The organism is Aminobacter aganoensis (assembly GCF_014206975.1).
Taxonomy (GTDB): domain Bacteria; phylum Pseudomonadota; class Alphaproteobacteria; order Rhizobiales; family Rhizobiaceae; genus Aminobacter; species Aminobacter aganoensis.
Map to the genome: position 1 here is coordinate 254,591 of NZ_JACHOU010000005.1, position 16,254 is coordinate 270,844.

The following is a 16,254-nucleotide window of genomic DNA, read 5'->3' on the forward strand; positions in this document are numbered from 1 at the left end:
CCGGTTCAAGGTTATCGTACAAACTTGAACAGGATTGCCGATGACCACCAAGACCTGGGCCTATGAGGATTTTGTCGAGGGCGCCGTGCTCGACCTCGGCAGCAAGACCGTCAGCCCCGCCGAGATCGTCGAATTCGCCTCCGAGTTCGACGCCCAGCCCTTCCATCTCGACGAGGAGGCCGGCAAGGCGAGCATCCTCGGCGGCCTGTCTGCCTCGGGCTGGCACACCTGCGCGATGTTCATGCGCATGCTGTGCGACGCCTTCCTGCTCGACTCGACCTCGCAGGGCTCACCTGGCGTCGACCATGTGAAATGGAAGAAGCCGGTGCTCGCCGGCGACGTGCTTGGCGGCCGCCTGACCATCCTGTCCAGACGCCTGTCGCGGTCGAAGCCGACGCTCGGTTTCGTCACCTGGCGCGCCGACCTCGTCAACCAGCATGGCGAGGTCGTGTTCGAGTTCCAGAACACCTGCATGTTCCTGACCCGCGAGGCCGCGCAATGACCCTCGACGAATATCTCGGCATCGGCGTCACCGTCACGCTCGGCAGTCACCTGTTCGACGCCGAGTCGATCAAGGACTTTGCCCGCAAATACGATCCGCAGCCGTTTCACACCGACGAGGACGCCGCCAAGAAGAGCGTCTTCGGCAGCCTTTGCGCCTCGGGCTGGCACACCACGGCGGCGTGGATGAAACTCAACCTGGCGCATCGCGGCCGCCCCTGGGACGGCCCCGGCCCGAAGCCGGAGTTCGGCCCCTCGCCCGGCTTCAAGAACCTGAAATGGCTGAAGCCGGTGTTTGCCGGCGAGACGGTGACCTACACCCGGCGCGGCATCGACCACCGGCCGCTCGTCTCGCGCCCCGGCTGGCGCATGATGACGCTGCATTCCGAAGGCTTCGACACGACCGGCGACAAGGTCATCGAATTCGACAGCGCCGTGCTGGTGAAGGTGGGGTAGCCTGCTTACCTTCTCCCATTGCGGGAATAGGCAAGGACGCGCAACGTCGCTCCAGATGGACGGCATCTCCCGTCGCGCCCGCCATCGCATCCTTCGACAGGCTCAGGATGAGGGCTGTGCTGGGCGCGTGCCGCATCAGAGATTTGCGCTGCCCCGCATCCCCTTGCCGGGACCTTCTGCCCGTTCACGGGGAGTAAAAAGCCAAGCTTGTTCACCGCCACGCTCGCTTTCGCGCCTGGCCATTGTCATCCTTCGACAAGCTCAGGATGAAGAAAGTTCGGGAAGCGGGGCGCGAGGCCGTGCCTTCCGATAGTATTTTATGTGGCGCGACGTTCGCGCCCCGCCCGGTGTTCTTGCCCCACTCTTCGCGGCGGCGGGGTTTCCGCAGGCCGCCAGCAAGGCCCAGGCTTGGGGGCTCATCACCCAGCAGAAGATCCGACCTCCTGCCAGCCCGGCACCGGCGCTTCCCCCCGTAGCCCGGTGCGCACCGGAGTCCCGTGGAAGATCGCGAGGGTGATGATACGGGAGGTTTTCAGGGGGTGGAAAAACGGGCGCGGCTATCCACGCGGATTGCTGACAGATGGTGACAGTGTTTCAGGATTTCGGAGTTCTCTTGCCCATCGCGAGAAAGGGCCACGCAGCCAAGGCAGCTAGCGAGACAACCCGATTGCTTCAGAAATTGCTGTCAAATTCCCCTGAGTGTCTTCGAGAATGGTCATTGGGCCGCAGGGCTGTTGCACGACCTCGATAACCGGAACGCCGCCTTGGTCGATCTCGGCTCTTAAGCCTACAATGACGTCAGTGGGACCATCCCAGCGATCAGGCATACCAAAAGTTGAGTTTGTCCAATATGCGGAAATCTTGTTGAATCGATGGGTGGGAGCGTTTGGCAGCACTTCAACGACATCGAAGTGTAGGACAGATCGATATCTCCTAGGCTTCTCATATCCAGTTACTCGAGCTCGGATGACGATCTCTGCTTCTTTGAAAATTGAGTAGCTGGCAGGCGGAGTGGTCATGCAGGCCTACGCGAAAGCAGAAGATACAAAAATAATCGCCAAAGCCGCAGAACTATTCATGATTATCTGCTTCAGGAGCATCAAATATTCCCGATTTATCCAATAATTACTTGTGTCCTTATGTCCTGATTGCGGCCAAGAATTGGCGCCGAAACAGGTAATGGACTCTCGCAGAACGAACAGGCCTGCCCGCCCCAGGGGACGGACAGGCCCTGCGGAGGCTTAGGGCCGGATGTTCTGGTTGACCCGGAAGAGATTGGCCGGGTCGTACCGGCGCTTGACCGCGACCAGTCGCTCGTAGTTGGCGCCATAGGCGGCGCGCACGCGGGCCTCGCCCTCATCGTCCATCATGAAGTTGATATAGGCGCCGCCATGGAGGTTGTGCTTGTGCACCGCGGCCCAATAATCCCCCGCCCAGCGCCTCAACTCCGGCGCCTTGGCCGGATCCGGGTCGATGCCGGCGATGACCATCGACCAGCGCGCGCGACGCGCGCCCCAGGCGGTGGCACCGGGAGCCACGTCGTGGACCGCGCCGTCGATGGGATAGAGATGCATCAGCGACAGCTCGCTCGGGCTCTTCGAACCGTGCTCGACATGGGCGGCGATGGCAGCGTCCGACAGTTCGTCGACATAATCGCCCTTCCAGTACCAGTGCAGTCCCTTGGGCAGCAGCGGGTCGAACAGCCCCTGCAGATCGACGAAGGGCAGCCGCATCATGCCGTCCATCAGCGGCTTGGGAAGCGCCTCGCGCACGGGCTGCATCGCCCGCATGCCCTCCTCCTCGGTGCCGTTGTAGCAGCTGATCAGCGCACAGATGCGCTTGCCCCAGATCTCGCGCGGGAACGGATCGCAGGACGGCACCGTCTTGATGCCGAAGAACATGCCAAGCTCGCGCGGTGCGTCCGGCAGGAAGTCGCGATACCAGCGCATGATCTCGGCTGCATGGGCAATGTCGTAAAAGATCGGCCCGGCATAGACATCCTTGGCCGGATGCGCCCGGAACGTGAAGCGGGTGACCACGCCGAAATTGCCGCCGCCACCGCGCAGCGCCCAGAACAGCTCCGGGTGCTTGTCCACGCTTGCCGTAACCGTGCTGCCGTCGGCGAGCACGACGTCGGCGGCAAGCAGGTTGTCGATGGTGAGGCCGTGCTTGCGCGTGAGATAGCCAGTGCCGCCGCCGAGCGTCAGTCCGGCGATGCCGGTGCTGGAAACGATGCCGGCGGGCACCGCCAGCCCATGCATGCTGGTGGCGCGGTCGACGTCGCCCTGGGTACAACCGGGCTCGACACGGACCGTTCGCGTGGCGGGGTCGACATCGATCCGCTTCATCGGCGACATGTCGATGACCATGCCGCCGTCGCAGCTGCCGAAGCCCGGACCGTTGTGGCCGCCGCCGCGAATGGCGACGAGCAGATCCCTGTCGCGGGCGTGATTGACGGCCGCCATGACATCGGCGGCGTCGGCGCAGCGGACGATCCAGCGCGGCCGCTTGTCGATCATGGCGTTGTAGAGCGCACGCGCCTCGTCATAGTCGGGATGGCTTTGGTCGATGAGGCCGGCACGGAGCCGTTCGGGAAAATCGTGCGAAGCAGTTGACTTCAGCATGGGAACACTCGCGTTTCGGAGCAAGACGCCTCAGCATCGCGGGCAGGAAGTCTTGGGACCTGGCCACGAGGATGTGCGTATCGCCGGTTGAACCTGCCGCGGGCGCGGCACGTCCTGTCCTACGCCGCCGCCATTTCAGGCGTTTTTCTGAAAAGACTCGGGAATGTTTCGTTTGTTTCAGCGGCAGCCGGCCAAGCGGCAGCGCCAGGAGCGAGGAAATGCGCTCAGGCAACCAGTGCCATGCCCATGGCTGGAACTCCGCCGCTCGCTGGGCAAGCATCCGGGCCGCGTTTCAGCGGCCCGGAAACTGCACGGCGAATGATGGGAAAAAGAAACTGCTGAGGTGTGGGGAAGTTACCCACGCCTCGATAAACAGGAAATGTCCGTCAGTGTCCGTCGAAAGCGACCAGCGTGCGCACGTCGACGCCGAGCGCTTCGAGCTTCTTGCGGCCGCCGAGGTCGGGCAGGTCGATGACGAAGCAGGCGGCGACGATATCGGCGCCGATCTGGCGCAGCAGCTTGACCGCGGCTTCGGCGGTGCCGCCGGTGGCGATCAGATCGTCGACGAGGATGACCTTCTCGCCGGGCGCCACCGCGTCCTTGTGCATCTCCATCTCGTCGAGGCCGTATTCGAGGCTGTAGGCGATGCGCACGGTCTCGTGCGGCAGCTTGCCCTTCTTGCGGATCGGCACGAAGCCGGCCGACATCTGGTGGGCCATGGCACCGCCGAGGATGAAGCCGCGCGCCTCGATGCCGGCGATCTTGTCGATCTTCGAGCCGGCATAGGGATGGACCAGCTCATCGATGGCGCGGCGGAAGGCGCGCGCATCGCCCAGAAGCGTGGTGATGTCGCGGAACATGACACCAGGCTTGGGATAGTCGGGAATGTTGCGGATCGAAGAAATCAGCGTCTGTTCGAGGGAATTGCTCATCGGCGAGGGCTCCGTTGACTGCGGCCCGCGCGTCATTTCCAGACACGCAACGGCACTGCAGGGCCTTGAAATCTGTGCAGGCCAAGGCAGGAAATCCATTCCGGTCAAAGGCCACGAACCGACACTCTTGACGGCTCGGACGGCAAAAGAAAAGGGCGCCTTGCGGCGCCCTTTCGATTTCTTTTGGATCGATTCCGGTCAGTGGGCGTTGGCCCAGACCTTGCGCTTGGTGGCGTAGACCAGGCCGGCGAACAGCACCAGGAAGATCATGACCGCAAAGCCAGTCTGCTTGCGCGTCGCCAGATGCGGCTCGGCGGCCCACATCAGGAACGCCGAGATGTCCCTGGAGTACTGGTCGACGGTCTCGGGCGAGCCGTCCTCGTAGGTTACCTGGCCGTCCGAGATCGGCTTGGCCATGGCCAGCGACTTGCCGGCAATGAAGTACGGGTTGTAGTGCGTGCCTTCGGCGACTTCCATGCCGGCCGGCGGCTGCTCGTCGTAGCCAGTCAGCAGCGCGTGGATATAGTCCGGACCACCTTCGGCATACTGGGTGAAGATGTCGTAGACGAAGGTCGGGAAGCCGCGGGTGACGCCGCGCGCCTTGGCGATCAGCGAGAAGTCGGGCGGAGCGGCGCCGTTGTTAGCGGCGGCGGCAGCGACTGCATTCGGGAACGGCGACGGGAAATGGTCGCCAGGCAGCGCCTTGCGGGTGAACATCTCGCCATCGGCGTTGGGGCCGTCCTGCACTTCGTACTCGGCGGCGAAGGCCTTCACCTGCGCTTCGGAGTAGCCGAGATCCTCGAGCGTGCGGAACGCTACCAGGTTCATCGAGTGGCAGGCCGAGCACACTTCCTTGTAGATCTTCAGGCCGCGCTGGAGCTGGGCCTTGTCGTAGTTGCCGAACGGGCCGGCGAAGGTCCAGTCCATTTCCTTCGGCGCATGGATCGGGAAGTGCGTCGGCTCGGCAGCGTGGTTCTCTTCCTGCGCCAGCGCCGCACCGGCGGTGCCGGCGAACAGGAAGCCGATGGCCGCCAGACTGTTGAGAATCTTTTTCATTCCAAAATCCCTCTCAGATTCTCGTTCAGCCGCGGGTTTCGGGTGCAGCGGTTGCACCGGCCGGATGAGCCGAACCGCCCTTGTTCTTCTCGAGCACCGCTTCGGTGATCGAGTTCGGAAGGCGGCGCGGCGTCTCGATCAGGCCGAGCACCGGCATGATGATCAGGAAGAACGCGAAGTAGTACAGCGTCGAGATCTGCATCAGCGGGATGTAGAGGCCTTCCGCAGGCTTCGAGCCGAGCCAGCCGAGGAAGATGGCGTTGATGACGAAGAGCCAGAAGAACAGCTTGTACCACGGACGATAGACGGCCGAGCGGACCTTCGAGGTGTCGAGCCACGGCACGACGAACAGCACCGCGATCGAGCCGAACATGGCGAGCACGCCGCCGAGCTTGGAGTCGATCGGTCCGATGTTGAAGGTGATGGCGCGCAGGATCGCGTAGAACGGCAGATAGTACCATTCCGGAACGATGTGAGCCGGCGTCTTCAGCGAGTCGGCCTGGATGTAGTTGTCGGGGTGGCCGAGGTAGTTCGGGATGTAGAAGATGAAGTAGGCGAACACGGCCAGGAACACGACCATGGCGAAACCATCCTTGATGGTCGCGTAGGGCGTGAAGGCGACGGTGTCGGTCTTCGACTTCACTTCGATGCCGGTCGGGTTGGTCTGGCCGACGACATGCAGCGCCCAGACGTGCAGGATGACGACGCCGGCGATCATGAAGGGCAGCAGGTAGTGCAGCGCAAAGAAGCGGTTCAGCGTCGGATTGTCGACGGCGAAACCACCGAGCAGCAGCTGCTGGACCCATTCGCCGACCAAGGGAATGGCGGTGAAGAAGCCGGTGATGACGGTGGCGCCCCAGAAGGACATCTGACCCCAGGGCAGGACGTAGCCCATGAAGCCGGTCGCCATCATCAGGAGGTAGATGATGCAGCCGAGGATCCACAGCAGCTCACGCGGCGCCTTGTAGGAGCCGTAGTAGAGACCGCGCATGATGTGGATGTAGACGGCGATGAAGAAGAACGATGCACCGTTGGAGTGCATGTAGCGCAAAAGCCAGCCGGAGTTGACGTCGCGCATGATCTTTTCGACCGACTGGAAGGCCAGCGTCGTGTCGTTGGCGTAGTGCATCGCCAGGACCACGCCGGTGAGGATCTGCGCCACCAGCATGATCGAGAGGATGCCGCCGAAGGTGTAGGCGTAATTCAGGTTACGCGGAACCGGGTAGGAGACGAATGAATCGTGCACCAGCCGCGGCAGCGGCATGCGTGCGTCGATCCAGCGGCCAATGCCGGTTTTGGGCGAATAGGTCGAGTGTCCACCGCTCATGGAATTAAGTCCCCCTGCCTCAGCCTACCCGGATGGTCGTGTCGGAAATAAACTGGAAATTCGGAATATGAAGGTTTTCCGGCGCCGGTCCTTTGCGGATACGGCCGGCCGTATCGTAGTGCGAGCCGTGGCACGGGCAGAACCAGCCACCGAAATCGCCCTGCTGGCCAAGCGGCACGCAACCCAGATGGGTGCAGACGCCGACCATGACCATCCAGTTTTCCTTGCCTTCGCCGGCGGTGCGGTCGATGTCGTTGGCAGGCGCGTCGGCAGCGATGTTGGCGTTGCGCGCGACCGGATCCTTGAGCTCGGCAAGCGGCACTTCCTGTGCGGCCTTGATCTCTTCGGGGGTGCGGTTGCGGATGAACACCGGCTTGCCGCGCCATTTCACCGTCAGCGACATGCCGGGCGTGACCGACGAGACGTCAACCTCGATCGAGGAAGCGGCAAGCGTCGAGGCGTCCGGGCGCATCTGGTCGATGAAGGGCCAAGCCAGGGCGCCGGCACCGACCACGCCGGCCATGCCGGTGGCCACATAGAGAAAATCGCGGCGATTGGGCTCGCTCGTATCGGTTGCGCTCACGGGACCTGATCCTTCTGCCTCAATACCACCGGAGGCTGAGCACTTGTCCCCGCTCAACAATGCCAGCCCGACGGCGCATGGCAACCAGGCTAGCGAATTTCCTCCGGCATTTGGACTTCGGTTTATGCGTGAAGCCTCTTTTTGTCCAGACGCGACAGGGCACATGGGCAGATTGTCGCGGGGACAACGCAAGGCGGTGGAAAACCGCCCGGAAAGGGCGGAAATCAGCGGATTTCGGGAGGCCGGGCAGACCTGCGACACAGACGATGCCGGCCTTGGCGCGGCAAGACCCAACTTACGCCGGGAAACGACCGTGCGCCGATCAGGCGGCGCCGAGTCGCACCAGCACCTCGCGCGGAATGCCGTAGTCGCGGATGGCGTCGTCATGCTTGCGCAGGCCGCAGAGCTCGCGCTGGATGAAATAGGCGTAGACGGCGTCCGCCGCAGCCTTGAGCAGGAGGCGCCGCGCGTCACCATCGCCCTGGTGCGCATTGAGCTTGCCGAGCGCCTCGCCGACCCGGTCGCCGGCGCGGCCGAGCGCTGCCGCCTTCTCCGCCAGGAACTCGTATTCGAGCACGTTGAGCGTCTGCTCGGAGCGGTTGGACAGGATGGAGGGCGGGCGGACGGGCGACATGGCGCGATCCTACTCCGCCGCGAGCCGGTCGGCCAGGAAGCCGCCGGACTGGCGCTTCCACAATTGCGCATAGAGCCCGTCCCTGGCGATCAGCTCATCGTGGCTGCCTTCCTCGACGACGCGCCCCTCGTCGAGCACGATCAGGCGGTCGAGCGCGGCGATCGTCGACAGCCGGTGGGCGATGGCGATGACCGTCTTGCCCTCCATCAGCTTGTAGAGATTGTCCTGGATCGCCGCCTCGACCTCGCTGTCGAGCGCCGACGTCGCCTCGTCGAGGATCAGGATCGGCGCGTCCTTCAGCATCATGCGGGCGATCGCCACGCGCTGGCGCTGGCCGCCCGACAGCTTGACGCCGCGCTCGCCGACATGGGCGTCGTAGCCGCGCCGGCCGCGCGGATCGGCGACGTCGACGATGAAGTCGTGGGCGGCGGCGCGCCTTGCGGCATCGACGATCTCGGCCTGCGAGGCCCCTGCCCGGCCGTAGCCGATATTGTCGGTGATCGAGCGGTGCATCAGCATCGCCTCCTGGCTGACGACGCCGAACTGGGCGCGCAGCGATGCCTGGGTGATGTCGCGCACGTCGCGGCCATCGATCAGGATGCGGCCTTCTTCCACGTCGAACAGGCGCAACGCCAGATTGACCAGAGTCGTCTTGCCGGCACCCGACGGACCAACGAGCGCGACGCGTTCGCCCGGCCTGATGTGCAGGTTGAGCTTGTCGATGACGCCGCTGCCCTTGCCGTAGTGGAACGACACGTTGTCGAAGACGATGTCGCCGGTGGCACGCGGCAGCACCGACGCATTCTCGACGTCGCGGATGGCCGGGCGCACCGAGATGGTGCGCGTCGCGTCCTGCACGGTGGCATAGTTGCGCACCAGGCCGTTGATGTTGAACATCATCCATCCCGACATCTGGTTAAGCCGGAAGACGAGTCCGAGCGCGGCGGCAATCGCCCCGGTGGAAATGTCGCCGCGCGTCCAGCTGACGATGCAGATGGCCGCCACCGCAGCCATCATCGCGCCGTTGATGACGGCGACTGCGGAGCGCACGGTGGTGATGGAGCGGGTCAACCGGACGACGGCGCCGAGATAGCTTTCGAGCCCGTCGCGGACATAGGCATGCTCGCGCCGCCCGCTGTCGAACAGCTTGACTGCCATGATGTTGGTGAAGGCATCAACGAGGCGGCCGTTGAAGATCGAGCGCTGGTCGGCAGTGGCGCGGCCGGCCTGGCGCATCTCGGGCAGCAGGAAATAGATGATCGCGGCATAGCCGGCGAACCACAGCATCACCACCGCACCCATCAGCGGGTCGAGCGAAACCAGGATCGTCAGCGACAGCAGCACGAAGGTCAGGAAACTCCACATCGTCTGCAGCACGTTGACGATGAAGTCGCCGACGGCTTCGCCGCCCTGCACGATCTTGGTGGCGATGCGGCCGGCGAAGTCGTTCTGGTAGAAATCGTAGGGCTGCTCGATGACGCGCCGGAATGCCTGCCAGCGCACCATCGAGAAGAAGCTGGGCACGACGACCTGCTGTTCGACGATGGCCGAGCCGATGATGATGACGGCGCGCACGACCAGGATCAGCACCAAGAGGCCAGCGAGTTCGGGCCAGTGGTCGGCGAACAGGCGCTGTGGGCTGGTGGCGTCGAGCAGGTCGATCAGCCAGCCGACCGACCAGTAGAGTGCCGCGTCGATGGCACCGGCAAGGAAACCGCTGATCAAAAGCAGAGCGAACGGCCCCTTCGCCTGGCGGGCGAAGTAGAGGATGAAGGCCCCGGCGCTTTCGGGCAGCACCTCGCGATCAGTATCCTGGAACGGGTCGATGGCACCCTCGAAGCGCCGCCACAGCTTTTCGCGGAAGGGTTCGGGGGTCATGACGCCCTCCAACTCGTCGAATGCAAAAGCTGCCCCTCACCCTTACCCTCTCCCCGTGAAGAACGGGGAGAGGGAGGCGCCAGCGGCGCCGCTTGTCCTTTCTCCCCGTCCTTCACGGGGAGAAGGTGCCGGCAGGCGGATGAGGGGCGGAGCTTCAAAGCTGCCATCACGCTGGCCTCGATTCGTCGAGGACGCCGTCCTCGTGGAACAGGAAGCCGCCAGACTGGCGCTTCCACAGGCGGGCATAAAGCCCGTCGAGGGCAAGCAGCTCGTCATGGCTGCCCTGTTCGGCGATGCCGCCCTGGTCGAGCACGACCAGCCGGTCCAGGGCTGCGATGGTCGACAGGCGGTGCGCGATGGCCAACACCGTCTTGCCTTGCATCAGCGCCTGCAGGTTTTCCTGGATCGCCGCCTCTATGTCGCTGTCGAGCGCCGACGTCGCCTCGTCGAGGATCAGGATCGGCGCGTCCTTGAGGAACACCCGGGCGATCGCCACGCGCTGGCGCTGGCCGCCCGACAGCTTGACGCCGCGCTCGCCGACAAAGGCGTCGTAGCCGGTGCGGCCGCGATTGTCCTCGAGCGTGCCGATGAACTCGTGCGCCTCGGCCTTGCGGGCCGCGGCGATGACCTCGTCGTCGCTGGCGTCGGGCTTGCCGAGCTTGATGTTGTCGCGCAGCGAACGGTGGAACAGCGCGGTGTCCTGGCTGACGACCCCGATCGAGGCCCGCAGCGAGTTCTGGGTGACGGTGGAAATGTCCTGCCCGTCGATCAGGATGCGTCCGCCTTCGAGATCGTAGAGGCGCAGGATGAGATTGGCGAGCGTCGTCTTGCCCGCGCCGGAGGGGCCGACGATGCCGACCTTTTCGCCCGGCTTGACGACGAGGTCGATGCTGTCGAGCACGCCGCCGCCCTTGCCGTAATGGAAGACCACCTTGTCGGCGCGGATCTCGCCGCCCGTCACCTCGAGTTCACGAGCGCCCGGCTTGTCGGTCAGCCCCAGCGGCTGGCTGATCAGCGCCTTGGAGTTTTCGAGCACGCCGAGATTCCGGAGAATGCCGTTGAGCTGCATCATCAGCCGGCCGAGCAGCATGTTGAGCCGAAGCACCAGGCTGAGCGTGAAGGCAACCGCGCCGACCGAGATCGCGCCCTCGATCCAGAGATGGATCGAAAACCAGGCAATCGCCGTGATCATGACGCCCGACAGCGCCGTCAGCGCCAGCCGCACGCCGGTCAGCCGGCGCGTGAACGGGCGCAGCGCATCGAGATAGATGTCGAAGCCGGAACGGATGTAGCGGTCGTCGCCGTCGGCGGCGAACAGCTTCAGCGTCTGGACGTTGGAATAGCTGTCGACGATGCGCCCGTTGATCATCGAGCCGGCCTCGGCCGTCGCCTCGGCATGCTTGCGGATCGACGGCACGTAATGGTGGGCCAGGAAGCCGAAGGCGACGATCCAGATGACGACGAGCGCGGCCAGCCGCCAGTCGAGCCCGGCGACGACGGCGAGCGTGGTTATGGTGTAGACCAGCATGAACCAGACGACCTCGATGAAGCTTTCCATCAGGTCGCCGGTCGCCTGCCCGGCCTGCCAGACCTTGGTGGCGATGCGGCCGGCAAAGTCGTTCTGGAAGAACGAATAGGACTGCCGCGAGACGTGACGATGGGCCTGCCAGCGCACGAGGTTGTAGAATCCGGGCGTGATCGTCTGTTCGTCGACCAGCGCCGACAGCCCGACGACCAGCGTGCGGACGACCAGCACGACGACGGCCATGAACAGGACTTCGGGGCCGGCGACGTCCCAGAGGGCGGCCCAGCTCCGGTCGGTGGGCAGCCCGTCGAGGATGTCGACGAGGCGGCCGACGAAATAGAACAGCCCCGCCTCGACCAGCGGGGCGATGCCGCCGATGACCAGCATGGCGAAGAAGGCGAATTTTGCCTGGCCGACATAGTGCCAGAGGAAGCCCCAGACGGTAGCCGGAGGCCGCAGGCTCTCAGGCTCGCGAAAGGGATAGACCCAGCTTTCGAACCACTTGTAGATTCTGTTCATGAGCACTCTGGGCTATCCCGCGGCAACGACTCGCTATTTTCGGCCCAAACCGCATCGGGAGGCAACCGTGGCCTGGCAGGAGAAACGCGCCGCCAAGCCGGGCGAATGTTGGGCGGCGTGTTCACATTGTGATGAGGTGGGTGGGCATCTGTAGCGCCACGGTAGTCCCCGGGGTTAGGGGTGCTACGCAGCAAGTCATGAGCGTAGCACCCCCACCCTTTATCCCTCCCCACAAGGGGGAGGGAGGGCACCAACGTCTCGCCTGACGCCCCTACTCCGCCGCCTGGCCCTTGGCCTCGACGTCGTTGGCCGCTTCGCCGGCTGCGTCATCGAGCAGGAAGCCGCCCGACTGGCGCTGCCAGAGCGAGGCGTAGAGCCCACCCTTGGCCACCAGTTCGTCGTGGCTGCCCTGTTCGACGATGCGGCCCTTGTCCATCACCACCAGCCGGTCCATCGCCGCGATGGTCGACAGCCGGTGCGCGATGGCGATGACGGTCTTGCCCTCCATCAGCCGGTAGAGGTTTTCCTGGATCGCCGCCTCGACTTCCGAGTCGAGCGCCGAGGTCGCCTCGTCCAGGATCAGGATCGGCGCGTCCTTGAGCATGACGCGGGCGATCGCGATGCGCTGGCGCTGGCCGCCCGACAGCTTGACGCCGCGCTCGCCGACATGCGCCTCGAAGCCCTTGCGGCCCTTTGGGTCGGACAGGGTTGAGACGAAGTCGAGCGCTTCGGCGCGGCGAGCCGCCTCGATCATCATCGCCTCCGAGGCGTCGGGGCGGCCGTAGAGGATGTTGTCGGCCACCGAGCGGTGCAGCAGCGACGTATCCTGCGTGACCATGCCGATATGCGCGCGCAGGCTGTCCTGCTGCACGGTCGAGATGTCCTGCCCGTCGATGACGATGCGGCCGCCCTCGATGTCGTAGAAACGCAGCAGCAGGTTGACCAGCGTCGACTTGCCGGCACCGGAGCGGCCGACGATGCCGACCTTCTCACCCGGCTTCACGGTGAGGCTGAGATCCTCGATGACGCCTTTCTTCTTGCCGTAGTGGAAACGCACGTCGTCGAAGGAGATCTCGCCCTTGTCGACGACGATCTCCCTGGCGTTGGGCTTGTCCTCGACCAGGCGCGGCATCGAGATCGAGCTGATGCCGTCCTGGACGGTGCCGATGCTTTCGAACAGGCCCGAGACTTCCCACATGATCCACTGCGACATGCCCCACAGGCGCAGCACCAGGCCGAGCACGACGGCGACGGCGCCGATGGTGACGACCTCGCCGAGCCAGAGCCAGATCGACAGCGCGCCGACGGACAACAGCAGCGTCGAGTTGAGCAGATAGAGCGCGCCGTAGAGCGAGGTCACCAGCCGCATCGACCGGTAGACCGTGCCCATGAACAGCGACATGCCCTCCCTGGCGAAGGACGCCTCGCGGCGCGAATGCGAGAACAGCTTGACCGTCTGGATGTTGGTGTAGCTGTCGACGACACGGCCGGTCATGGTCGAGCGCGCGTCGGCCTGCTCTTCGGCAAGCTTGCCGAGGCGCGGCACGAAATAGCGCAGCAACAGCACGTAGCAGAGCAGCCAGACGACGAGCGGTGCAGCCAGCCGCAAATCGGCCGAGCCGACGATGATCAGAACGCCGAGGAAATAGACGATGACGTAGTTGAGCACGTCGATCAGCTTGACCACGCATTCGCGCACCGCGAGCGCGGTCTGCATCAGCTTGGTGGCGATGCGGCCGGCGAACTCGTCCTGGTAGAAGCTCATCGACTGCTTGAGCAGGTAGCGGTGCACCTGCCAGCGGATGCGCATCGGATAGTTGCCCATCAGCGTCTGCTGGTTGACCAGCGACTGCAGCACGACCATGGCCGGCAGGACGACCATGACGATGAAGGCCATGCCGGCGAGCTTCCAGCCTTCGTTCTGCAGGAAGGTTTCGCGGTTCTGGGCCGACAGCCAGTCGACGATGTTGCCGAGGAAGCCGAACATCCACACTTCGGCAAGCGCGATCAGCGAGGTGAGCACGGCGGCGACGATGATGTAGGGCCAGGCGCCCTTGGTATAGTGCAGGCAGAATGCCACCAGCGTCCTGGGCGGCTCGACCGGTTCCTCCGACGGGAACGGATTCAGTCTGTTTTCAAACCAGCGGAACATTTCGGTCTCTCGATTCGGTAGCTGGCACGCGGCGAATTCCGCGTGGACGTATCTTGGGGGCCACGGGCAAGGCCTTGGCGCACCCTGTCCCTGTCACGGACTGCGGCGCGAGCCCCCGGAATGTAGGCAACCGCCGGGGATTCGGCGAATCCTCAGCGGTTGCCTCCTGACATCGTTCTGGCAGCAGGCCCTGCCGCACCCGACCGGCCGGCAAGCCGGCCGATCTGGGCAACGATGCGGCCGAACAGCGGCCGGTGGTTCGGGTCGGGCACGACATTGCTCATGTCGACATCGGGCAGCATGCCGCGATGCAGCCTTCTCGGCGGCCCCGACGCTTGTGGAACCGCGCCGATCGACAGCGCCCAGGCCTTGCGCCGTGCTTCGGCGAGCTGGCTCGGCCCCAGGGAATTTGCAGAGTCGCGTTCGTTACGGGCGTCGTGCCCGCTTGGGATATTGGCAAACATCGGAATTGTCCTTCGAAAACCGGGAAGTGGCTTCTGCGGACCGCGATGCGAAAATGCCTGGAATGGTCAGGAAAGTCGTCGAACCGGTCCGCCTCAGGCGGTACGTCGCCCACAGAGGGGGCGGTGAATGTCAAAATGCATCGTCATGTACCCCTCCATCGGTTCGAGTTGACAATGCCGGCCGTATACGCCCATTCGCGGCGGAATGCCACGGCCTCGTCTTCATTTTTTGCTTTGGCTCGTCTTGCTGTGGCCTTGCCGCCACAGATTAGGAACTCGAAATGGACGAAAAACTGCGCCTCGCGCTCTACCAGCCGGATATCGCCGGCAACACCGGCACGATCCTGCGCATGGCCGCCTGCCTCGGCATCGCCATCGACCTGATCGAACCCGCCGGCTTCGACATTTCCGACCGGGCGCTCAAACGCGCCGGCATGGATTATCTCGAAATGGCGGCCCTGACCCGGCATGTCGATTTCGAGCGCTTCGAGGATTGGCGGCGCGGTGAAGGCCGCCGCCTTGTGCTGATGTCGACCAAGGCCGCCCTGCCCTATACGGATTTCCGCTTCGAGCCCGGCGACATCGTCATGCTCGGCCGCGAATCGGCCGGCGTGCCCGAGAGGGTCCATGATCTCGCCTTCCAGCGGCTGATCATCCCGATGCCCGGTGGCGGCCGCAGCCTCAACGTCGCGCTGAGTGCTGCGATGGTCGCCGGCGAGGCGCTGCGCCAGATCGGCTGACAGGGCCGCTGCAAGCCGCATGGCCGCAGCCTCGAAACTCCACCTGTTTCCAACGCGTCCAGCCATGGTGCATCCTTTCTTGCATGATCAAGGATACCCTCGTACAACCTCAACTAATCTTGAGGTCAAGCGGGAATCTTCATGGCAGGCGAACTGACCGTCGGCGAGGTGGCCAAGCGCAGCGGCGTCGCCGTTTCGGCCCTCCATTTCTACGAGACGCGCGGGCTGATCCACAGCCACCGCACGTCGGGCAACCAGCGCCGCTATGCGCGCGACGTGCTGCGGCGGGTGGCGGTGATCAGGATCGCCCAGGATGTCGGCATCTCGCTCGCCGACATTGCCAACGCCTTCGCCTCGCTGCCGGACGGGCGCACACCGACGCGCGAGGATTGGAGTCTGCTTTCAACGGCTTGGCGCCACGACCTCGACCACCGCATCGACCAGTTGAAGAAGCTGCGCGACGGACTGACCGACTGCATCGGCTGCGGCTGCATGTCGATCGACAAGTGCCCGCTGCGCAACCGCGAGGACCGCCTGGCGCGCCAGGGCCCGGGGCCGCAGAGACTGCTGGTGAAGGATTAGTCCGACGTCGGCAGGCGGCGGATGGTGAACTCGATGACGTCGCCGGGGCGCTCGAACCAGCTCTCGATCTCGGTCCAGTAGGCCTGCTTCGGCCAGCGCGAGAACCATTCCTGCGCCTTCAGCCGCGCGTCGTTGCGCGGCAGGACGAATGTCTCGCGCAAGAACCCGTCGCGCGGCTTGAGTTCACGTTCGGCCCGGCTGCGCTGGAGCCTTTTTCTGAGATCGTCCAGCGGCGGTCTGGTCGGGGTGCCCATAAAGAACTCCTTGACCCTTACGAGAAG

At 64.4% G+C, this 16,254-nt stretch carries 15 protein-coding genes; 4 read left to right on the top strand and 11 right to left on the bottom strand.

Annotated features, from left to right (window positions below; genetic code table 11):
- Positions 1-40: 40 nt before the first annotated feature.
- Together GGR00_RS13755 and GGR00_RS13760 are read left to right on the top strand one after the other, a co-directional pair.
- A complete protein-coding gene (locus GGR00_RS13755) occupies positions 41-502 on the top strand; it encodes a MaoC family dehydratase (protein WP_055970485.1) in 462 nt (153 codons plus the stop codon).
- Positions 499-957: a MaoC family dehydratase gene (locus GGR00_RS13760; protein ID WP_055970487.1), complete on the top strand. Its 459-nt coding sequence runs from the start codon at positions 499-501 to the stop codon at positions 955-957. Before GGR00_RS13755 ends, GGR00_RS13760 begins: the two co-directional genes overlap by 4 nt.
- Positions 958-2,198: 1,241 nt before the next feature.
- Here GGR00_RS13760 and GGR00_RS13765 read toward each other — a convergent pair.
- The 10 genes from GGR00_RS13765 to GGR00_RS13810 form a co-directional block, all read right to left on the bottom strand.
- The gene (locus tag GGR00_RS13765; protein ID WP_184699708.1) at positions 2,199-3,581 is read right to left on the bottom strand and encodes an FAD-binding oxidoreductase; all 1,383 of its coding nucleotides are present in this window, start codon (positions 3,579-3,581) and stop codon (positions 2,199-2,201) included.
- 386 nt (positions 3,582-3,967) lie between these two features.
- A complete protein-coding gene (locus tag GGR00_RS13770) occupies positions 3,968-4,513 on the bottom strand; it encodes an adenine phosphoribosyltransferase (protein ID WP_055970491.1) in 546 nt (181 codons plus the stop codon).
- A 198-nt stretch (positions 4,514-4,711) separates the two neighbouring features.
- Complete coding sequence (locus GGR00_RS13775) at positions 4,712-5,569, bottom strand: cytochrome c1 (RefSeq protein ID WP_184699709.1); 858 nt, start codon at positions 5,567-5,569, stop codon at positions 4,712-4,714.
- Positions 5,570-5,594: 25 nt separating this feature from the next.
- Entirely contained in the window at positions 5,595-6,896 is a 1,302-nt protein-coding gene (locus tag GGR00_RS13780; RefSeq protein WP_055970495.1) for a cytochrome b, read from the bottom strand.
- A 19-nt stretch (positions 6,897-6,915) separates the two neighbouring features.
- Complete coding sequence (gene petA / locus GGR00_RS13785) at positions 6,916-7,479, bottom strand: ubiquinol-cytochrome c reductase iron-sulfur subunit (protein WP_055970497.1); 564 nt, start codon at positions 7,477-7,479, stop codon at positions 6,916-6,918.
- A 322-nt stretch (positions 7,480-7,801) separates the two neighbouring features.
- Entirely contained in the window at positions 7,802-8,113 is a 312-nt protein-coding gene (locus GGR00_RS13790; RefSeq protein WP_055970499.1) for a DUF6665 family protein, read from the bottom strand.
- 9 nt (positions 8,114-8,122) lie between these two features.
- Positions 8,123-9,991, bottom strand: coding sequence for an ABC transporter ATP-binding protein (locus GGR00_RS13795; RefSeq protein ID WP_184699710.1), 1,869 nt, complete (start codon positions 9,989-9,991; stop codon positions 8,123-8,125).
- A gap of 166 nt (positions 9,992-10,157) precedes the next feature.
- A complete protein-coding gene (locus GGR00_RS13800) occupies positions 10,158-12,035 on the bottom strand; it encodes an ABC transporter ATP-binding protein (RefSeq protein ID WP_184699746.1) in 1,878 nt (625 codons plus the stop codon).
- A gap of 271 nt (positions 12,036-12,306) precedes the next feature.
- Entirely contained in the window at positions 12,307-14,187 is a 1,881-nt protein-coding gene (locus GGR00_RS13805) for an ABC transporter ATP-binding protein (protein WP_184699711.1), read from the bottom strand.
- Positions 14,188-14,339: 152 nt separating this feature from the next.
- On the bottom strand, positions 14,340-14,651 hold the full coding sequence (locus tag GGR00_RS13810; protein WP_184699712.1) for a hypothetical protein: 312 nt from the start codon (positions 14,649-14,651) through the stop codon (positions 14,340-14,342).
- Positions 14,652-14,932: 281 nt separating this feature from the next.
- Here GGR00_RS13810 and GGR00_RS13815 point away from each other — a divergent pair, with 281 nt between their 5' ends.
- Together GGR00_RS13815 and soxR are read left to right on the top strand one after the other, a co-directional pair.
- Positions 14,933-15,391: a tRNA (cytidine(34)-2'-O)-methyltransferase gene (locus GGR00_RS13815; RefSeq protein ID WP_055970507.1), complete on the top strand. Its 459-nt coding sequence runs from the start codon at positions 14,933-14,935 to the stop codon at positions 15,389-15,391.
- 141 nt (positions 15,392-15,532) lie between these two features.
- Positions 15,533-15,973, top strand: coding sequence for a redox-sensitive transcriptional activator SoxR (gene soxR, locus GGR00_RS13820; protein WP_184699713.1), 441 nt, complete (start codon positions 15,533-15,535; stop codon positions 15,971-15,973).
- On the opposite strand, the gene GGR00_RS13825 is transcribed toward soxR, so the two are convergent.
- The gene (locus GGR00_RS13825) at positions 15,970-16,227 is read right to left on the bottom strand and encodes a hypothetical protein (RefSeq protein WP_055970512.1); all 258 of its coding nucleotides are present in this window, start codon (positions 16,225-16,227) and stop codon (positions 15,970-15,972) included. The two genes, soxR and GGR00_RS13825, sit on opposite strands and share 4 nt — an antisense overlap.
- Positions 16,228-16,254: the final 27 nt, after the last annotated feature.